The 15,808-nt window shown below is 30.0% G+C and carries 19 protein-coding genes; 10 read left to right on the forward strand and 9 right to left on the reverse strand.

Features of this window, described 5'->3' with window-relative positions:
• Nucleotides 1–33 precede the first annotated feature (33 nt).
• The 3 genes from ACKTTC_RS19995 to ACKTTC_RS20005 all read right to left on the reverse strand — a co-directional run bounded on the left by ACKTTC_RS19995 (nt 34) and on the right by ACKTTC_RS20005 (nt 3,368).
• Nucleotides 34–426 carry a hypothetical protein gene (locus tag ACKTTC_RS19995; protein ID WP_408041641.1) on the reverse strand — a complete coding sequence of 131 codons (393 nt, stop codon included), beginning with the start codon at nt 424–426 and terminating at the stop codon, nt 34–36.
• 221 nt (nt 427–647) lie between these two features.
• The gene (locus ACKTTC_RS20000) at nt 648–2,135 is read right to left on the reverse strand and encodes a S8 family peptidase (RefSeq protein WP_408041642.1); all 1,488 of its coding nucleotides are present in this window, start codon (nt 2,133–2,135) and stop codon (nt 648–650) included.
• A gap of 255 nt (nt 2,136–2,390) precedes the next feature.
• Nucleotides 2,391–3,368 (reverse strand): M20/M25/M40 family metallo-hydrolase, encoded by a 978-nt coding sequence (locus ACKTTC_RS20005; protein ID WP_408041643.1) that lies wholly within the window; start codon nt 3,366–3,368, stop codon nt 2,391–2,393.
• Between the two features lie 65 nt (nt 3,369–3,433).
• On the opposite strand from ACKTTC_RS20005, the gene kdsA reads away from it, so the two are divergent.
• Nucleotides 3,434–4,252: a 3-deoxy-8-phosphooctulonate synthase gene (gene kdsA / locus ACKTTC_RS20010; protein ID WP_408041644.1), complete on the forward strand. Its 819-nt coding sequence runs from the start codon at nt 3,434–3,436 to the stop codon at nt 4,250–4,252.
• Nucleotides 4,253–4,822, forward strand: a complete 570-nt coding sequence (locus ACKTTC_RS20015; RefSeq protein WP_408041645.1) for a hypothetical protein — start codon at nt 4,253–4,255, stop codon at nt 4,820–4,822.
• 4 nt (nt 4,823–4,826) lie between these two features.
• Here the strand turns inward: ACKTTC_RS20015 and ACKTTC_RS20020 are convergent, their stop codons facing one another.
• Nucleotides 4,827–5,705, reverse strand: a complete 879-nt coding sequence (locus ACKTTC_RS20020; protein WP_408041646.1) for a DUF4846 domain-containing protein — start codon at nt 5,703–5,705, stop codon at nt 4,827–4,829.
• A 112-nt stretch (nt 5,706–5,817) separates the two neighbouring features.
• Here ACKTTC_RS20020 and ACKTTC_RS20025 point away from each other — a divergent pair, with 112 nt between their 5' ends.
• From ACKTTC_RS20025 to ACKTTC_RS20035, 3 genes are all read left to right on the forward strand, one after another.
• Complete coding sequence (locus ACKTTC_RS20025) at nt 5,818–6,405, forward strand: hypothetical protein (protein ID WP_408041647.1); 588 nt, start codon at nt 5,818–5,820, stop codon at nt 6,403–6,405.
• Between the two features lie 201 nt (nt 6,406–6,606).
• Nucleotides 6,607–7,557, forward strand: a complete 951-nt coding sequence (locus tag ACKTTC_RS20030; protein WP_408041648.1) for a transglutaminase domain-containing protein — start codon at nt 6,607–6,609, stop codon at nt 7,555–7,557.
• 34 nt (nt 7,558–7,591) lie between these two features.
• A complete protein-coding gene (locus tag ACKTTC_RS20035; RefSeq protein ID WP_408041649.1) occupies nt 7,592–8,542 on the forward strand; it encodes a transglutaminase domain-containing protein in 951 nt (316 codons plus the stop codon).
• A gap of 8 nt (nt 8,543–8,550) precedes the next feature.
• On the opposite strand, the gene ACKTTC_RS20040 is transcribed toward ACKTTC_RS20035, so the two are convergent.
• Both ACKTTC_RS20040 and ACKTTC_RS20045 read right to left on the reverse strand, forming a co-directional pair.
• A complete protein-coding gene (locus ACKTTC_RS20040; protein ID WP_408041650.1) occupies nt 8,551–8,913 on the reverse strand; it encodes a DUF1801 domain-containing protein in 363 nt (120 codons plus the stop codon).
• A gap of 10 nt (nt 8,914–8,923) precedes the next feature.
• Nucleotides 8,924–9,769 carry a TolB-like translocation protein gene (locus ACKTTC_RS20045; protein ID WP_408041651.1) on the reverse strand — a complete coding sequence of 282 codons (846 nt, stop codon included), beginning with the start codon at nt 9,767–9,769 and terminating at the stop codon, nt 8,924–8,926.
• Nucleotides 9,770–9,925: 156 nt separating this feature from the next.
• Here ACKTTC_RS20045 and ACKTTC_RS20050 point away from each other — a divergent pair, with 156 nt between their 5' ends.
• From ACKTTC_RS20050 to ACKTTC_RS20070, 5 genes are all read left to right on the forward strand, one after another.
• Nucleotides 9,926–10,534 carry a hypothetical protein gene (locus ACKTTC_RS20050; protein ID WP_408041652.1) on the forward strand — a complete coding sequence of 203 codons (609 nt, stop codon included), beginning with the start codon at nt 9,926–9,928 and terminating at the stop codon, nt 10,532–10,534.
• A 9-nt stretch (nt 10,535–10,543) separates the two neighbouring features.
• Complete coding sequence (locus tag ACKTTC_RS20055; RefSeq protein ID WP_408041653.1) at nt 10,544–10,840, forward strand: winged helix-turn-helix domain-containing protein; 297 nt, start codon at nt 10,544–10,546, stop codon at nt 10,838–10,840.
• 137 nt (nt 10,841–10,977) lie between these two features.
• Nucleotides 10,978–12,390, forward strand: a complete 1,413-nt coding sequence (gene creD, locus ACKTTC_RS20060) for a cell envelope integrity protein CreD (protein WP_408041654.1) — start codon at nt 10,978–10,980, stop codon at nt 12,388–12,390.
• A gap of 144 nt (nt 12,391–12,534) precedes the next feature.
• Nucleotides 12,535–13,185: a DUF1361 domain-containing protein gene (locus tag ACKTTC_RS20065; protein WP_408041655.1), complete on the forward strand. Its 651-nt coding sequence runs from the start codon at nt 12,535–12,537 to the stop codon at nt 13,183–13,185.
• 181 nt (nt 13,186–13,366) lie between these two features.
• The gene (locus ACKTTC_RS20070) at nt 13,367–14,272 is read left to right on the forward strand and encodes a transporter (protein WP_408041656.1); all 906 of its coding nucleotides are present in this window, start codon (nt 13,367–13,369) and stop codon (nt 14,270–14,272) included.
• Nucleotides 14,273–14,336: 64 nt separating this feature from the next.
• Here the strand turns inward: ACKTTC_RS20070 and ACKTTC_RS20075 are convergent, their stop codons facing one another.
• The 3 genes from ACKTTC_RS20075 to ACKTTC_RS20085 are packed head-to-tail and all read right to left on the reverse strand — an operon-like array spanning nt 14,337 to nt 15,799.
• Nucleotides 14,337–14,555, reverse strand: a complete 219-nt coding sequence (locus tag ACKTTC_RS20075) for a DUF3820 family protein (RefSeq protein WP_408041657.1) — start codon at nt 14,553–14,555, stop codon at nt 14,337–14,339.
• Nucleotides 14,555–15,196, reverse strand: coding sequence for a DUF2459 domain-containing protein (locus ACKTTC_RS20080; RefSeq protein ID WP_408041658.1), 642 nt, complete (start codon nt 15,194–15,196; stop codon nt 14,555–14,557). Before ACKTTC_RS20080 ends, ACKTTC_RS20075 begins: the two co-directional genes overlap by 1 nt.
• Nucleotides 15,197–15,235: 39 nt before the next feature.
• Nucleotides 15,236–15,799, reverse strand: coding sequence for a hypothetical protein (locus ACKTTC_RS20085; RefSeq protein WP_408041659.1), 564 nt, complete (start codon nt 15,797–15,799; stop codon nt 15,236–15,238).
• Between the last annotated feature and the right edge of the window lie 9 nt (nt 15,800–15,808).

Consider the following 15,808-nt stretch of genomic DNA (forward strand, 5'->3'; position numbering starts at 1 on the left):
AAGTTTTAAGCTTGGGATTTTTAAGTTTTGTGTCTAATAAAAGATTTTTTGAGAATAATCTAAGACTCTTAAATGTTTATCGAATAACTTAATATTAATTTGTGGATATTTAATATCGTTGTATTCATTCTTTAATGTCAAACTAATGTCTTCAGGAAATACTTGTTTTTCTTTTTCCTGAAAACTTAGAAAGTATTTTCCATCTCTAGAAATTAACTGAGCTAGTGCAGAGGCTAATTCATCTTTATTCTCATCTACAAGCTCTATTTCTATATATTCTATGTTTCCAACTTCAAAAATATCTACACTCGCTTTGTAAATAGAATCTGTTTTTTCTACAGTAGAATAAAACAGATTACCATCCCTATCTTGGGCAGATATCATAGTTGTAATAAATAAAAGAGCTGCAAAAGTAATTTTTTTCATCTCGATATTGATAATTAATTAAAACGTGCGAAAGTTACAAAATAGCTGTTAAATGTACTATTAGCACAGGTTATTTAAATAGTTTTCAATTTTTAATACTAAATTCATGCCAAACAGAAATAAAAAAGAAAAAGCTTCACAAACTATTGTGAAGCTTTTAAGATTTGGTTAGTATGGTATAGGATTATTTAGCCTTATATATTATACATATAGGTCTATTTTTATCGAACAGCCTTTAAAGCATCGATGTTTCCGTATCCAAAACTTGAATTTTTATTAGGGTAAAATTCACCCGCTCTTTTCATTTTATCTAATACTTGTGCTCGTGTCCAAGTAGGGTTTTTAGCCCAAACAAGTGCAGCAATTCCAGCAGTGGTAGCTGTCGCTACAGAAGAACCACCAACATAGTTAGCAGCATCATTATAATAACTTAATACAGGAACCTTATTGCTTGTACCATTATTTCTCTGCATTTGCACAGTAAAGTCTATTTTAGATCCAGTATGACATACATCACACTTAGAGTATTGTCCTTCTTTAACTCCTGTAACTGCTACTGTTTCACTCATACTTGCAGGGAATATAACTCCATACCAAGTTGTAAAAGAAGTAGAAGTACCACCAGCTGCAACAATCATTTTACCTCTATTGTATGCATATCTTATGGCATCTTTAACTCTAGAAATGCTAAAAGGAGACCCAAGAGACATAGAAATAACTTTAACATCACTTCTGTTACCTAAAGCAGTTAACGCTTCTGCAACACCTCTTTTTTCATGATAATCGTCTATTAAAACGTTAGCAACAGCTCTATAACTTACTAAGTTAGCATTGTAAGCTACACCTACAGGTAGGTTATTGTTGTTTCTTGGTGCAGTAGCAACTGAAGACATACTAGTACCATGTCCACATTTATCGTTTACACCATCATAGTTATTAGACCATGCCCACCAAGAATCTACATATGTTCCATATTTCTGAACAGTTCTTCCAGAAGAATAACCATCATTAAATTCTTGATTCATTAATCTCTGTTCTGGAGATAAACCAGTATCTATAACAGCTACTGTAACTCCTCTACCTGTACTATAATTCCAAGCAGCAGGAATATTATGAAGATCAAAGTTCCAAGGAACCATTGCGCCAGGAGCTACGGTTCTGTAATCTGATGATGAAATAGTTTGTGATGAGTATCCACAACCGAAGCCACCAGAAGATCTTGTTTCATCATTGTTACTTAAAGTATAAGTTGCAGGTTCTAAATAACGTACATTAGGATCTTTAAGTAAAGTTTCAATAGTACTTAATTTTGTAACTTTAATATCAATTACATTAATTATTTCATCAGCATACAATTCGTCTTGTGACTTGTTAGACTTGCCGTCGTTTTCTAAATTTCTTACTAACTGAATTAAATCATTCTTTATAAGATTGGTTTTTGGACTTTTCTGGTATTCACTTTCTGAACTACCGTATCCAATAGTTAATAAATTATTACCATGTGTTACTGCACTCCATATAGTATTGGCATCAGTATTCATCCACTCAAAATCTCCAGTTTTTTCTATAGACTCTTGGATTTTGTTGTTAATAGCTTCTTTTGATAATAATTCGGATTGCTGTTCTAGTGCTTGTTGTGGGATTTCGTCATTTTTAGAGCATGAGATAATCAGCGTAGCCACAGCCAAGCTAAGTACTAGTTTTTTCATTTGTTTGAAGGGTTTTTTAAAATTCGAAAACGAATATATCAAAAAAAGGTCTAAAAAATAAAGAAATAGTTAGTTTTTTGCTTTTTAAATTATGTTTTTGATAAAAAATAAGTGAAAATATCTTAAAATAGTAATGAAAGTATAGGGTTTTCTATTGGAGGTGAGTTTTTTTAGAGGAGTATATAAAAAACCACATCAATTTTTAAAGATGTGGTTTTTTAAAGAGGTGTATTTTAAAAAGGTGATAAATACAAGTTATTTTATCACTACTCTTGTTGGTGTGTCTTTACCATTAATAATAGAGGAAGTACCAATCGCTACAGCTTTTATTGTTTCAGTTAAAATTCCAATATCTAATGTTGAAGCTTCATCCGTAACTTTATGATAATCTGGATCGATATCAATAGGAGTAGTAGAAAAAGTATGCGATGGAACTCCTAATTTAGCCAAAGAAGCATTATCAGATCTAAAGAATAAATTAAATGCTGGGTAAGGATCTGGAAATAACTTGTAACCAGTACCTTTTAAATTTTTTTGAATGATTTTACCAAAGTTAGAACGATCAAAGCCAGTTAGCCAAGCTGTTTTTGGACCAGTTTTAGGTTCTTTTCCTATCAATTCTAAATTGATTCCTGCAACAAATGTATCTGCATCAATGTCTTTACCAAAATACTTAGAACCAATAAGTCCCATCTCTTCAGCAGTAAAACATACAAATACAATAGTTCTTTCATTAGTGTCTTTTTTAGCATAATATTCGGCAAGGGCTAACACACCTACAACACCAGAAGCGTCGTCATTTGCTCCATTATATATAAGATCTCCTTTTCCTTCTTTTTTAACTCCTAAATGATCGTAATGTGCAGAAACAATTACAAATTCATCTTTTTTACTTTTTCCTTCCAGTACACCAATAACATTAAACATTTCAATATCTTTATGTTTAAAGTTTTGTCTGTAAGAAGTTAATTCACCATAATAAGACAAACCAATTCTCTTAAATTCATTTTCGATGTATTGGGCAGCTTTTTCTATTCCTGGAGTACCAGTAGCTCTACCTTCCATTTCATCAGAAGCTAAAGTGAATAAATGTTTTTTTACAGTTGCAGGATTAATTTGTACAGTAGTTGTAGCAGTCTTTTTTTCTTTGCTTTTAGTCTCTTGCGCATTTATATACTGTTTGCAAGACAAAATCAAAAGAGAAAATATTAAAAATATAGAGATTCTTTTCATGTATGTTTGGTTTAATGTTTAGACTTAGATAATATTATTTTGTAGTTTTGTTCAAAAATTTACCGATGAATTTATCAAATATTCCAAATATAAAACATACAAATTCAAATAACTTTTTTTTACTAGCTGGACCTTGTGCAATAGAAGGTGAAGATATGGCCTTAAAAATTGCAGAAAAAGTAGTGGAAATTACTGATAAATTAGAAATTCCATTTGTTTTTAAAGGTAGTTTTAAAAAAGCGAATAGAAGTAGAATTGATAGTTTTACTGGAATAGGAGATGAAAAGGCGTTGAAAATTCTTAAAAAAGTTTCCGATACTTTTAACGTACCTACTATTACTGATATACATGAAATAGAAGATGCTGCCAAAGCTGCAGAATATGTAGATGTATTACAAATTCCTGCATTCTTAGTGCGTCAAACAGATTTAGTTGTAGCAGCTGCTAAAACTGGAAAAGTTGTAAACTTAAAGAAAGGACAATTTATGAGCCCTGAAGCAATGCAACATGCGGTTAAAAAAGTAAAAGATTCTGGGAACGACCAAGTGTGGATTACAGAAAGAGGAACAATGTTTGGTTATCAAGATATGTTGGTAGATTTTAGAGGAATTCCAACAATGCGTTCTTATGCACCTACGGTATTAGATGTGACACATTCTTTACAACAACCAAATCAAAATTCTGGAGTAACTGGTGGACGACCAGATATGATTGAAACGATCGCTAGAGCAGGAGTGGTAAATAATGTAGACGGACTATTTATGGAGACACATTTCGATCCTGCAAATGCAAAATCAGATGGAGCTAATATGTTACATTTAGATTATTTAGAAAAACTATTATCGAATTTAGTAGCTATTAGAAAAGTAGTAAATACATTGTAATTGAACTTAGATTTTTTCATAACAGCTAAGAAACCTTTATCTACTGAAGTAAGAGGTAAGGGAATTACAAATTGGAAAGATCTTGTACTGTATATTCAAAAGTTACCTTACGGAAGAAATAAAAGTAGAAACGATCTTTCCTTAGTACTTAAGGAAGGAAAGGGAAGTTGCAGCTCTAAACATGCTTTTTTAAAAGCAATAGCAGATGAACATGAAATAGAGTCTGTAAAATTAGTATTAGCAATGTATCGAATGAATGCAACGAATACTAATATTGGTGACACGCTCAAAGATTCGGCGGTGAGGTACATTCCTGAAGCACATTGTTATTTAAAAATAGATGGAGAACGAATCGATATTACATCTATAGGAGCATCCTTTGATAAGATAGAAAAAACACTGCTTTCAGAAGAATTAATTAGACCAGATCAAGTAGCAACTTTTAAAGTAAATTACCACCAAGAATATCTTAAAGATTGGATTGAGAAGGAGGAAATTAATGCATCCTTTAATGAAATTTGGGAATTAAGAGAACGTTGCATACAGTATTTATCAGAAAATAATACTTAATTGATTATTTAAATCTTACAAAAATAGGCTTGTCAAAATAATAACTAGGAGTATATACAGGTTCATCTTCTTTGAACTGATACCATGGAGAAATTTCAGTAGCTTCAAAATTCTTTAATAAACAAATATTTTGAGCAGGAGTATTTCCTTGGGCAAGTAAGAATAATCTTTCTCCTTTTTCATTAGTAATCACATCTACAATAATTTCTATATGTCCTGGGAAACCAGGTTTTACAAGCATATCACCAATAGTTAAATTTTTAATGGCAACCTTAGGCAATTCAGCATAAAGAGAAGCTGTACCTGCATAAGTGAAAATAAGATTTAAATACTTGTAAAAATTAGCTTTAGAGTAATTTGGAGCAGCAGTTTTATGAAAACTAACAGTATTTCCCTTAACCCTTGGCCTAAAGCCTGCTGCATATTTTTCCCATGAACAATAGTGTCCGGAAGTAAACTGGAATCCAATTTTTTGTTTTTGATTAGTATTCCACAAATATTCAGCTCTAATCCTCATTAAAGCATCTGCACATTGCTGTAATCCATTTTTTGGAACAGGAATTTCTAACACAGCGTCATGCCAATGTTGTGCAAAATATCTAGAACCATCATAATTTATAATAGGAACTCCGTACTTTTTTAATGGGTAATTTCTTAAGTATTCTTGAAATGAATGTTTAGGATATAAAACTCTTCGATACCCTTTAGGTACTTTTACACGAGTAACAATTGAATCTCCATTCTTATTGATATAGTCTGGAGATGAAAAAGTTTTATGAATAACTCCTTTTATATGGTTGGTAAGTTGTTTTCCTTTAGAGTTGGTTCTTACCAAAAGAAAAATAAGTAATAAGCCAGCAATAATAATAACAGTTTTTTTCATAGTTCTTTAGAAGTGTTACCCATTAGTAACTTTAAAAGTAGCTATTTTAGTGTAATTTAGAGGAAGCTTTTTGAATTAACCTATACATTTGTGATTTATATAAATTGAAAAAATGAAAGCAAAAAATATAAAGAAGATTTTACTAGTAATGTTGCTAAACTTGATTGTATTACAAGTTAATGCACAAGAAAAAGCAACTATATTAAAGTATCCAGAAGCATGGAGATTAGAAAAGATTGTATTCCCATTAGATTTTGCGAAAGATATTCCATGGAAAGGATATGAAGAGTTGCGGTTTTCTCCAGGAATGTTTAATGCTAAAAGCCCAGAGTACTTTACTTATTATTTTGGAATGCAGATTGTAAATAGATCAGAAATGACAACTCAAGAATTAACAAAAGAATTAGAAAAATACTATAGAGGATTGTGCAAAGCAGTAAATAGTAAAAATAGATTTACAATAGATTACGATAAAATAGTGGCTAAAGTAACAAAAGTAACAAAGCATAATTTTAAAGCAACTATTGTTTTTTATGATAGTTTTACAAATGGGAAAAAGGTATTATTAGAAATGATGTTAGCTACAAAAGAAATGAAAAATAAACATTTGTTTTTATTAGCTACGGTTATTCCAAAAGCAAACTCGAAAAACTTAAAAGCTTTGCATGAAAAGAATTTAGAGTATAATTTCCCTAAATAAATAGGGAACTCTATTTGATGTTAATAATATTAATAGGTTTCGTGAGTTAGCTATTTTTTATCGAAATATGATGGTTTTAGAAATTATTTCTAAGTTAAAGGAACTTTATAATCAGTAAGGTATTAATAACATTTTTTAGATTAAAAACTTAGTTTTACAGCTAAATTTAACTTAAGGTATAATTATTGATTAGAGAAGAATATGAGGTTAAGTATATTGATTTTTTTTACAGTTTTTATAGCTGTAGCACAAGATTTTTCAGGAATTGAATCAAAGGTTGAAGGATATCCAGGATTACTGACAGCAGATAAACTAGCAACAACAATAAAAAAAGATTTTCCAAAGAAAGAAGATCAAGTAAAAGCATTGTATCGTTGGTTGACAAAAAATATTCGGTATGATTTAGAGGAATTTTATAATCCTAATAGACAAACCAAAACAAGATTTCGTTATAGAACACCAGAAGAACGAGAGCAAAAGTTGCAAGAAATACGAGACAAGACAGTGTCAGAAACATTAAGCAAGAGACGAGCTGTATGTGAAGGATATGCAAGAACATTTGCAAAGGTGAGTGATTTGATGGGAATAGAAAATGAAGTGATAGAAGGCTACGTACGTAATTCATCGAATAGTATAGGGAACCCAAGAAAACAACCAAATCATGCTTGGAATGCTGTTAAACTAAATGGAAAATGGATCTATATAGACGCTACTTGGGGAGCAGGCTCAGAAAGTAATGGAAAATGGATTCGACGTTTTAATCCGTATTATTACAATATTCCAGCTACGAAATATTTTAAAACACATTTACCAGAAAAATCAATATGGAGATTGAGAGTAGGTAGAATAGAGAAAGAAGATTTTTATAAGCAACCCATTTATAGTCATGATTTCCTAAAATCAAATGTTAATTTAGTGAGCCCTAAATCTGGAATTGTAAAAAGAAATGCAAAAGGAGCTATAAAAATGGTACTTACAAATGCAGCAGATAAAGAAATACTGATTGGTTTTTTAGGTTCTAGCATAGCACAAAGACCTAGCGTGGTTACTAAAGGTAAGAATACAACTGTTACCATATCTCCACCACCAAATGCAAACGTTTGTTTCTTGTTAATAGATAGGGAAGTAGCAATCGAGTTTTTAATCAATTAAAATTTGGGTCATTTTAATATTTAGAAATTAACGGATGAAAAAAATTGCAGCCTTATTGCTTATTTTCCTTTGTGGAGTTACGTTTTCACAAAATGAAATAGAAATACAAAAAACAATACGAGCATATCCGACAATAAATTCGTCTCAAGAATTATTACAAGCTATAAAACGCGATTTTAAGAGCGATTTTATCAGAGTAAAAGCATTGTATACATGGATTACTTTAAATATTACCTATGAATATGCTTCAAGTTTTACAATACAAGCACCAGAACAAATAGTATATTTTAATGAAGAAGATTTAGCCAGAAGAATTAAAATGAATAATGATAAACTGGTTGAAAAAACAATTAAAACTAAAAGAGGTGTATGTAAACATATGGCATTAACTCTTCAAAAGTTATGTGATTTATTAGGGTTAGAAAATGAATTGATAAAAGGGTATGTAAGAAATGCACCAGAAGATATTGGAATTACGCCTAAATATAAAAATCATGTGTGGAATGCTGTTAAAATTTATAATAGATGGGTGTTAATAGATGCTACCTATGGAATAGATTATGATAAAAAGAAATACAGACAAGCATGTAGTTATACTTATTTTGATACTCCTATAGATAAACTAAGTTTAACACATTATCCAAGTGATCCTAAATGGATACAGTTTTTAGAACAGATTCCGATGAAAAGGTTTAGCGAATATCCAATGTTTTGGAATACGTTTTTAAGCACGGAAGCAGAGTTGATTTCTCCTAAAATAGGAAAGCTCATAAGTCATAAAAACATAATATTTTTAACTTTTAAAGATTTAGACGATACTACTAAAATTACCTATAAATTCGAAGGAGATACCTATGCAAAAAAGCCTAAAATACGCCATGTAGACACATTTACCAATATTGCAATTAACTCGACAAAAAAAGGTATTTTAACAGTGTATTTTGATGATGAATCTGCATTGGCTTTTAGAGTGGTTGAAGAATAGCAGAGAATCTATTTTCTCCAAAAACCTTTTTCTTCATGAGCTGCTGTAAGCACATAAACCAATATATCGCTGTCAATATCTTCAACAGAAAAATAACGTAACGATTTTACTTTTTTACGTCCTTCAGAAATTACAAATTCATTGTATTTATCAAATATTTGTGTTGTATAAAAACCAACATCTACATATCCTTTTTTACGAGATGGATTGAAATAGCAAAGAGGACTATTATCCAAATAGTAAAAAGGAATTTTCCATTTGAATTGCAATTCAGCATTAGGAAAGTTTTGCTCTACAATAAGTTGCAAGTGTAGTACAATAGATTTAAAAGGTTCTGTTAGATTTAAAATATAATTTTCTGCAGGTTTCACTTGACAATATTTAGTTGTTTTTTAGAACGGATTCTAAATTTGCCCATTTTATACACCAATTTTCCTCCTGAGGTTTATTAGTTGTATAGAAAAGAAATTTATTATCTGGTGTTATATATGGATTTCCTTGTCCAAAATCATTAATCGTATCATTTAACTTTTTAGGCGGTAACCATTTACCATTTTCATTACTAAAACTAATCATTAAATCTAATTGATTACCAAGAGAAGCAAAAATCAAATAATTTTCATTAGGAGAAACAAATGGAGTGCAGGCACCAGTTTTAGGATTTATAGAAATCTTCTCAGCTTCTTGAAATACATTACTTATGTTTCTAGAACGGTATACATGCATGTTGCTATAATCTAAATCACTAGCATGAAAATATAAAGTCCCAGAATTAGTACAAGTAGGATGTGATACTAATTTATGTTTTAAGTTAGGAATATCTACAAAAACTGGACTTGTCCACTTACCGTTCATTTTTTCAGATTTCCAGATATGCCATGTAGTTGGAACTCCATCAATGAAAGTAGGTCTTGTAGAGCTGAAATACAAAGTATTTCCATCTGGAGAAAAACTCATTCCATGTTCGCTATATGAACTATTAAAAAAAGCTTTTTTAGGTTCCGACCATTTTCCGTTACTTTTCTCTATCATATAAACATCAAACTTTTCAAATTTCTTATCGGAAACAGTGTAATAATATTCTTGTAAGTCAGGACTAAACATTCCTTTATGAATAAGCTTATCTGTAGGAACTAAATCCTGTTTAAATGGGATAGGAGTATTACTGGGAATTTCTGAAGTTAGAAATATTTTTAGAGGATTGTCTAAATCTTTTTTACAACTCATAAAAACAACTGTACAGATTAAGAAAAGAATAAACTTTTTTATTGTGTTAATTAACATAGCGATAAAAATAACAAACTTCTCATCAAAAAAATAAACAAGAGTTATTTGTAAGATTGGTTTTTTTATTTTTACTTTGTAATTCAAAGTTCTTTCAATATGAGTTCAGAAGATTATTTAAAAGACATTACAGAGATTAAAAATTTAATGAGTAAATCCTCTCGGTTTATCTCGTTAAGTGGTTTATCAGGAATTTTAGCAGGTATTTATGCGTTAATAGGTGCAGCGTATGCTTATTGGTTGGTAGCTACAAGTGCTAGAGGATATTTAATTTTAGATGGAAAAATATTTAATCTGATTTTGTTAGATATGGTTCTTGTATTTGTATTAAGTGTAGGTACTGGAATTTATTTAACTACTCAAAAGGCAAAAAAGAACGGAGAAAAAATATGGGATGCAACTACCAAAAGATTATTAACAAGTTTATTGGTGCCTTTAGTAGCTGGAGGAATTTATACATTAACTATCTTAAGTCAGCAACGATATGGGCAAACTGGTGCTTTGATGTTATTATTTTATGGGTTAGCTTTGGTCAATGCATCTAAATACACTTTAGGTTACATAAAATACTTAGGATATACAGAAATAATACTTGGTTTATTATGCGCTATTTATCCAGGATACGGTTTCTGGTTTTGGGTGTTAGGGTTTGGAGTGATGCACATATTGTACGGAATATTAATGTATTATAAATACGAAAAAAAGTAGTTTACTACCTTGAAAAATTTACTTAATAATATAAATAAGGCTTTCGATCACAGAATTCGATTAGGCATTATGTCTATACTCGTAGTAAATGAGTATGCAGATTTTAATAGGCTTAAAGAATTGTTAGGAGCTACGGATGGCAATTTAGCAAGTCATTCGAAAGCTTTAGAAAAAGTTGGGTTTATTAGAGTAGAAAAACAATTTATAGGAAGAAAACCCAATACAAAATATTATGCAACAAAGTTAGGTAAAGAAGAATTTAAAAAACATGTAGAAGCATTAGAACGCTTAATTAAAGGAGGTTAAATTTTTTTATAAATAAACTTTGAAATTCAAAGTTCTTTTTAAAATTATTTAAGGGAGGATTGCGAATAACTACCTAGTTAGCTATGAGCTAGGTAGTTTTAAAAAGAATAGAAATAATAATAAATAATTCATATAAAATGGAAAAAGTACAAGAACAATCAGGAAAATTTGGAAAGTGGATTCGAACATCAATTTCAGCAAGAATGCTTATGATAGGTATGCTAATTCTTATCTTACTAATTCCACTGTCGTATGTGAAATCGTTAATTAAAGAACGTCACTATAGACAAAAAGAAGTAGTGAATGAAATTAATCAGAAATGGGGTAGAGAAGTATTGTTATATGGACCTATTTTAAAAGTTCCCTATAAAACATATACAGTTAAGAAAATATTTAATACCGCTGCACAAACACAGCAAGAAGAGGTTGAAACAAATATAAAATATGCTTATTTCTTCCCTGAACAATTAAATATTCAAACGACGATTAATCCAGAACAAAAAAAACGAGGAATATATAAAACAGCTGTATACGGTAGTGAAATTCGTATTAATGGGCGTTTCAATACTCCTGATTTTAGTGAAGTTGAGGTTAAGGAAGATGATATTCTTTGGGATAAATCAAAATTAATTATTGAAACTTCAAACTTGAAAGGAGTGAATAAACTAGTTGAAATTGAATTTAACAACAATACATACGCTTTTGCTTCTCAATACGGAACTACAAATACTAGTAGCTCAATTAGAAAAGATCATGAATATGGAGTAGAACACTATCCTAGATTAAACTTACATAAGTTAGAGAGTAAGTTTATTAAAAAAGCAGATGTGCCAATTGAGAACCCAGTTACGTTCTCTATGAAAATGCACATTAATGGAAGTAAACAAATTCGATTTATTCCAGTTGGAAAAGAAACAGATGTAAACGTGGTTTCTAATTGGAAAACAGCAAATTTTATAGGGGAGTTTTTACCATTAAATTCAGACAAGATTACAGAGAATGGATTTGATGCCAAATGGAAAGTGTTAGATATTAATAGGCCATTTCCTCAGCAATCTTTTGATGGAATCCCAAATTTAAAAGCCTATGCTTTTGGTGTGAATTTTATGATACCTGTAGATGAGTATCAAAAAAGTGAACGCTCAGCTAAATACGGTTTTCTAGTAATTGCCTTAACTTTTTTAGTTTTCTTTTTAATTCAAACAATGAGTAAAATTCCTATTCATACATTTCAATATTTAATGATTGGGATAGCGTTGGTAATGTTTTACACGCTCTTAATTTCTATATCCGAACATAGTAGTTATTTAAAGGCGTATGTTATCGCAGGAGTTTCAGTAGTCTTATTAATCACACTGTATTCAAAATCAATTTTAAAAACAGTGAAATTCCCTCTTTTTATAGGAATTTCTTTAGCAGCTTTGTATACATTCATTTTTGTAATTATTCAATTAGAAAACTATGCATTATTGGTAGGTAGTATTGGTTTATTTGTAATACTAGCAGCGGTAATGTATGCTTCTCGTAAAATAGACTGGAATAACGGATAAGAAATACAAGACTGTTTAAAAGAATCTATTTATATAATTCTATTTAGGAGATTTGTATAATAGTAAGTGTTTTTTTTAGACAGTCTTTTAAACTTTATTTAAAAGAAAACAACAGATATACAGTATCTTTAAAATAACATAAAAATGGACATGAGACATTTTACCAAAACACAAAAAGGAATACTAATATTAGTGCTTTTATGTGTGTTTTTAGATTTGCTTAGAGTACAATTAACCCAATCGTTAAACTATAGTTTTTTATTATGGAACTTATTTTTAGCGTTAATACCTTATGTACTTTCTGAGTGGTATAAAAAAACAGCATTACATAAAAAAAATACAGTTCAATTTTTATTTGGGGTATTAGTTTGGTTACTGTTTTTACCAAATGCTCCTTATATTATTACCGATTTTATTCATTTTAAACCGAATAAACCAATGGTATGGTTCGATTTGTTCCTGCTATTTAGTTTTGCCTACACAGGTTTATTATTAGCAATTATTTCTAGTAGAGATATCTATTTACTTGTTAAAGAAAAATGGTCTAATACTATAGCAGAATATACTATTGTATTTAGTTTTTTTCTGTGTGGTTTCGGAATTTATTTAGGTCGCTTTTTACGTTTTAACTCATGGGATATCATAGCTTCTCCCATACGATTACTTAAAAAAAGTGTAGCCAGTTTTCTAGAAATAGAGGCATGGTATATTACACTGGGGTTTGGCGTATTATTATGGGTACTATTTGCAATTTTTAAGAATATTTCTTTAGAACGTTTATCTAAAAAATCTTAATAATGTAAAATCAGTTTTAGTAACTAGATTAGTAAACTTCTCTATCATTATCTGAGACAGGTTAAGAGGTATTTTATCGCTGTTAAATTTAAGGTGATTTTTGTTAAAAAAGTTAAAAATTTAAATCGCGAGTAATGAATAGACTTTTTAACGACAGATATGGAATTAAACCAATTTAGAGATGAAAAAAATCAATCAATTAACTTTTTTATTTTACATTTTAATAAGTGCCCCCTTAGTTTCTAACGCGCAAGGAATGTATGATGGCTTTGGTATCAAGAAAGGAGATTTATCTGTAACTGCTTCTTATGCGAGAAGTGAATTTGATGAATTTTATTTAGGAGACGTAAAGCAAGATGCTGTACCAGCGCACGGACAAATTAATCAAGATATTTATACATTATTTGCAAAATATGGTATTACAGATCGTTTATCTGCGATTGTAAAAGTACCTTACTTTTCAGCAAGTAATACAAGTAATACACCAGATCCAATTAATGGAAACACGTCAATTTCAGATTTTCAAGATATTTCAATAGCATTAAAGTTAAACGCTTACGAGTTTAATTTTAAAAAGGCAGATTTACGTTTTTTAACAGGAGTAACTGCTGTAATTCCTACAGGATATGAACCAAATGGTATTTTGGCCATAGGAAGTGGAGCTTTTGGAATTGATGTACGTGCTGGATTACACTTACAAACAGACATAGGTTTCTTTTCAACATTATTTGCAGGGTATAACTTTAGAGGAGATGCAGATAATAATTTAACACCTGGAGGAGAATTTAATGTGCCAAATGCATTTGTAACTACAGGAAAAATAGGATATGCTAGCAAGTTTATTTATGTAGAAGCTTGGGCAGATTATGCAAACTCAGAAACGGGAATAGATATTGGTACACCAGCATTTGTAGGAAACTTTCCTGAAACTAATGTAGATTATGCTAGAATTGGATTAACAGTATATAAAGAAATCATTCCAAACTTAGGAATAAGTGCGGGAATTGGTAAAGTAATTGAAGGAAGAAACTTAGGAGATTCGATCATTTACTCAGGAGGAATAACATATAACATGTCATTGTTATAAGCGAAACATAGATTATTATATTTAGGGGCAATTTATGTAAGAACGGGGTATAAACTTTAGAAGTTTATGCCCTTAGTTTTTTTAGAATATCTGTAAGTCCGTTTAATTGTAACTCGTATACTAAAGCCATCATTCTACCTAATTTCCCATTAGGAAACCCTTTGTTTTTATACCAAACCAAATAATATTCAGGAATATCCGCTAAATACACATTTTTATATTTCCCAAAAGGCATTTTCATATTAGCGGTATCCACTAAAAATTGTTTATCAAGTTCTACCATTAACGATATTTATTAAGTAATCCAAAATCAAAAAGAGTCCAATAACTAGCTTTTAAACCACTTTCTTTAAAAGCAGTATTTACCCAAGTATTGCATGTTTTTATTGGAGAATAAGAGCCATTGGCTTTATACAGCTGAGAGTTTGGATACATATTTTGTTGCAGTACTATTTTTGTATCGTTGCTGTTTTTTTGAAATGCAGCAGCAACATATGCATTTAATTTTTGTAAATGTGTATCGTTTACAGGAACTTTTTTCCAATGATCTCTAGGGTAACGAATCGGTTTTACTTCAAGAAGTGTTGAGTTATTTAAGAATAAAGCTCCTAAAGCATATTTCAACTTAAAATCGTTCCAAGTAGGTGTATTCATATAGAAATTCTCATCTCCCCAGCCAAAACGAACAAACGATGCATTAGATGGAATGTATAAATCTTTTTTTAACTCCTCAGAAAGTTCTTGAGACGGAATGATCAAACTCAAATGAATTCCGTTAGAGCTTAAAAACACTTGTTTAGAATGGATAATGGCTTGTTCCTTATTTACAGTAATAAAACTAATGAGTATTGCAAAAACTAGATATACCAAAATACTAGATAAAAAGTAAGTAATATATTTTATGAGTTTTTGTATAATAAACATTAAAAATTAGTAATAGATTAGGAAGCGAAATAGCTATTACTAGTAATAATAATGATTATTATTTTGCTCTTTTGTAAATAGCTTAATTACACTCTTTAACTGATTAATATCTTCATCTGAGACTTTTTTCTCAACAGATGGGTTAGAAGGATATGACATTGTTTCAGAATTGTATATCATTTCTCTATAACCTTTCGAGTATAAATATAATTTTTTCCAACCATTTTCGCTATCATTACTTACTAAAATAGGAGGTTGAGTTACTGTAAATTTTGTAATCAGTTTAAAATTACTATCTAACAATAAAAATGAACAACCACCAGAACCACAGAAATAAGTAGAGTTAAGGTAAATAAAAATCTCTTTTTTATCATCACCATTTAAATCTATTGTAGCAAACCGAAATATTCGATCTTCTTTTGTAATAACTCTTAGGTCAGCTTCGGTTAAATACTTTGTTGAAATAAATTCACCAATTTTACTAACTAGCGTATCCGTTGTTTCATTTTCGGGTTTAGTAGTATCAGTTTTTGTTGTTGCTGTTTTACAACCAACAATAATTAATACTAGAAGTATGCTGATATAGGGTTTGATAGTGTTCATCTATAAATA

This window comes from Tenacibaculum amylolyticum (assembly GCF_964511145.1).
GTDB lineage: Bacteria > Bacteroidota > Bacteroidia > Flavobacteriales > Flavobacteriaceae > Polaribacter > Polaribacter amylolyticum.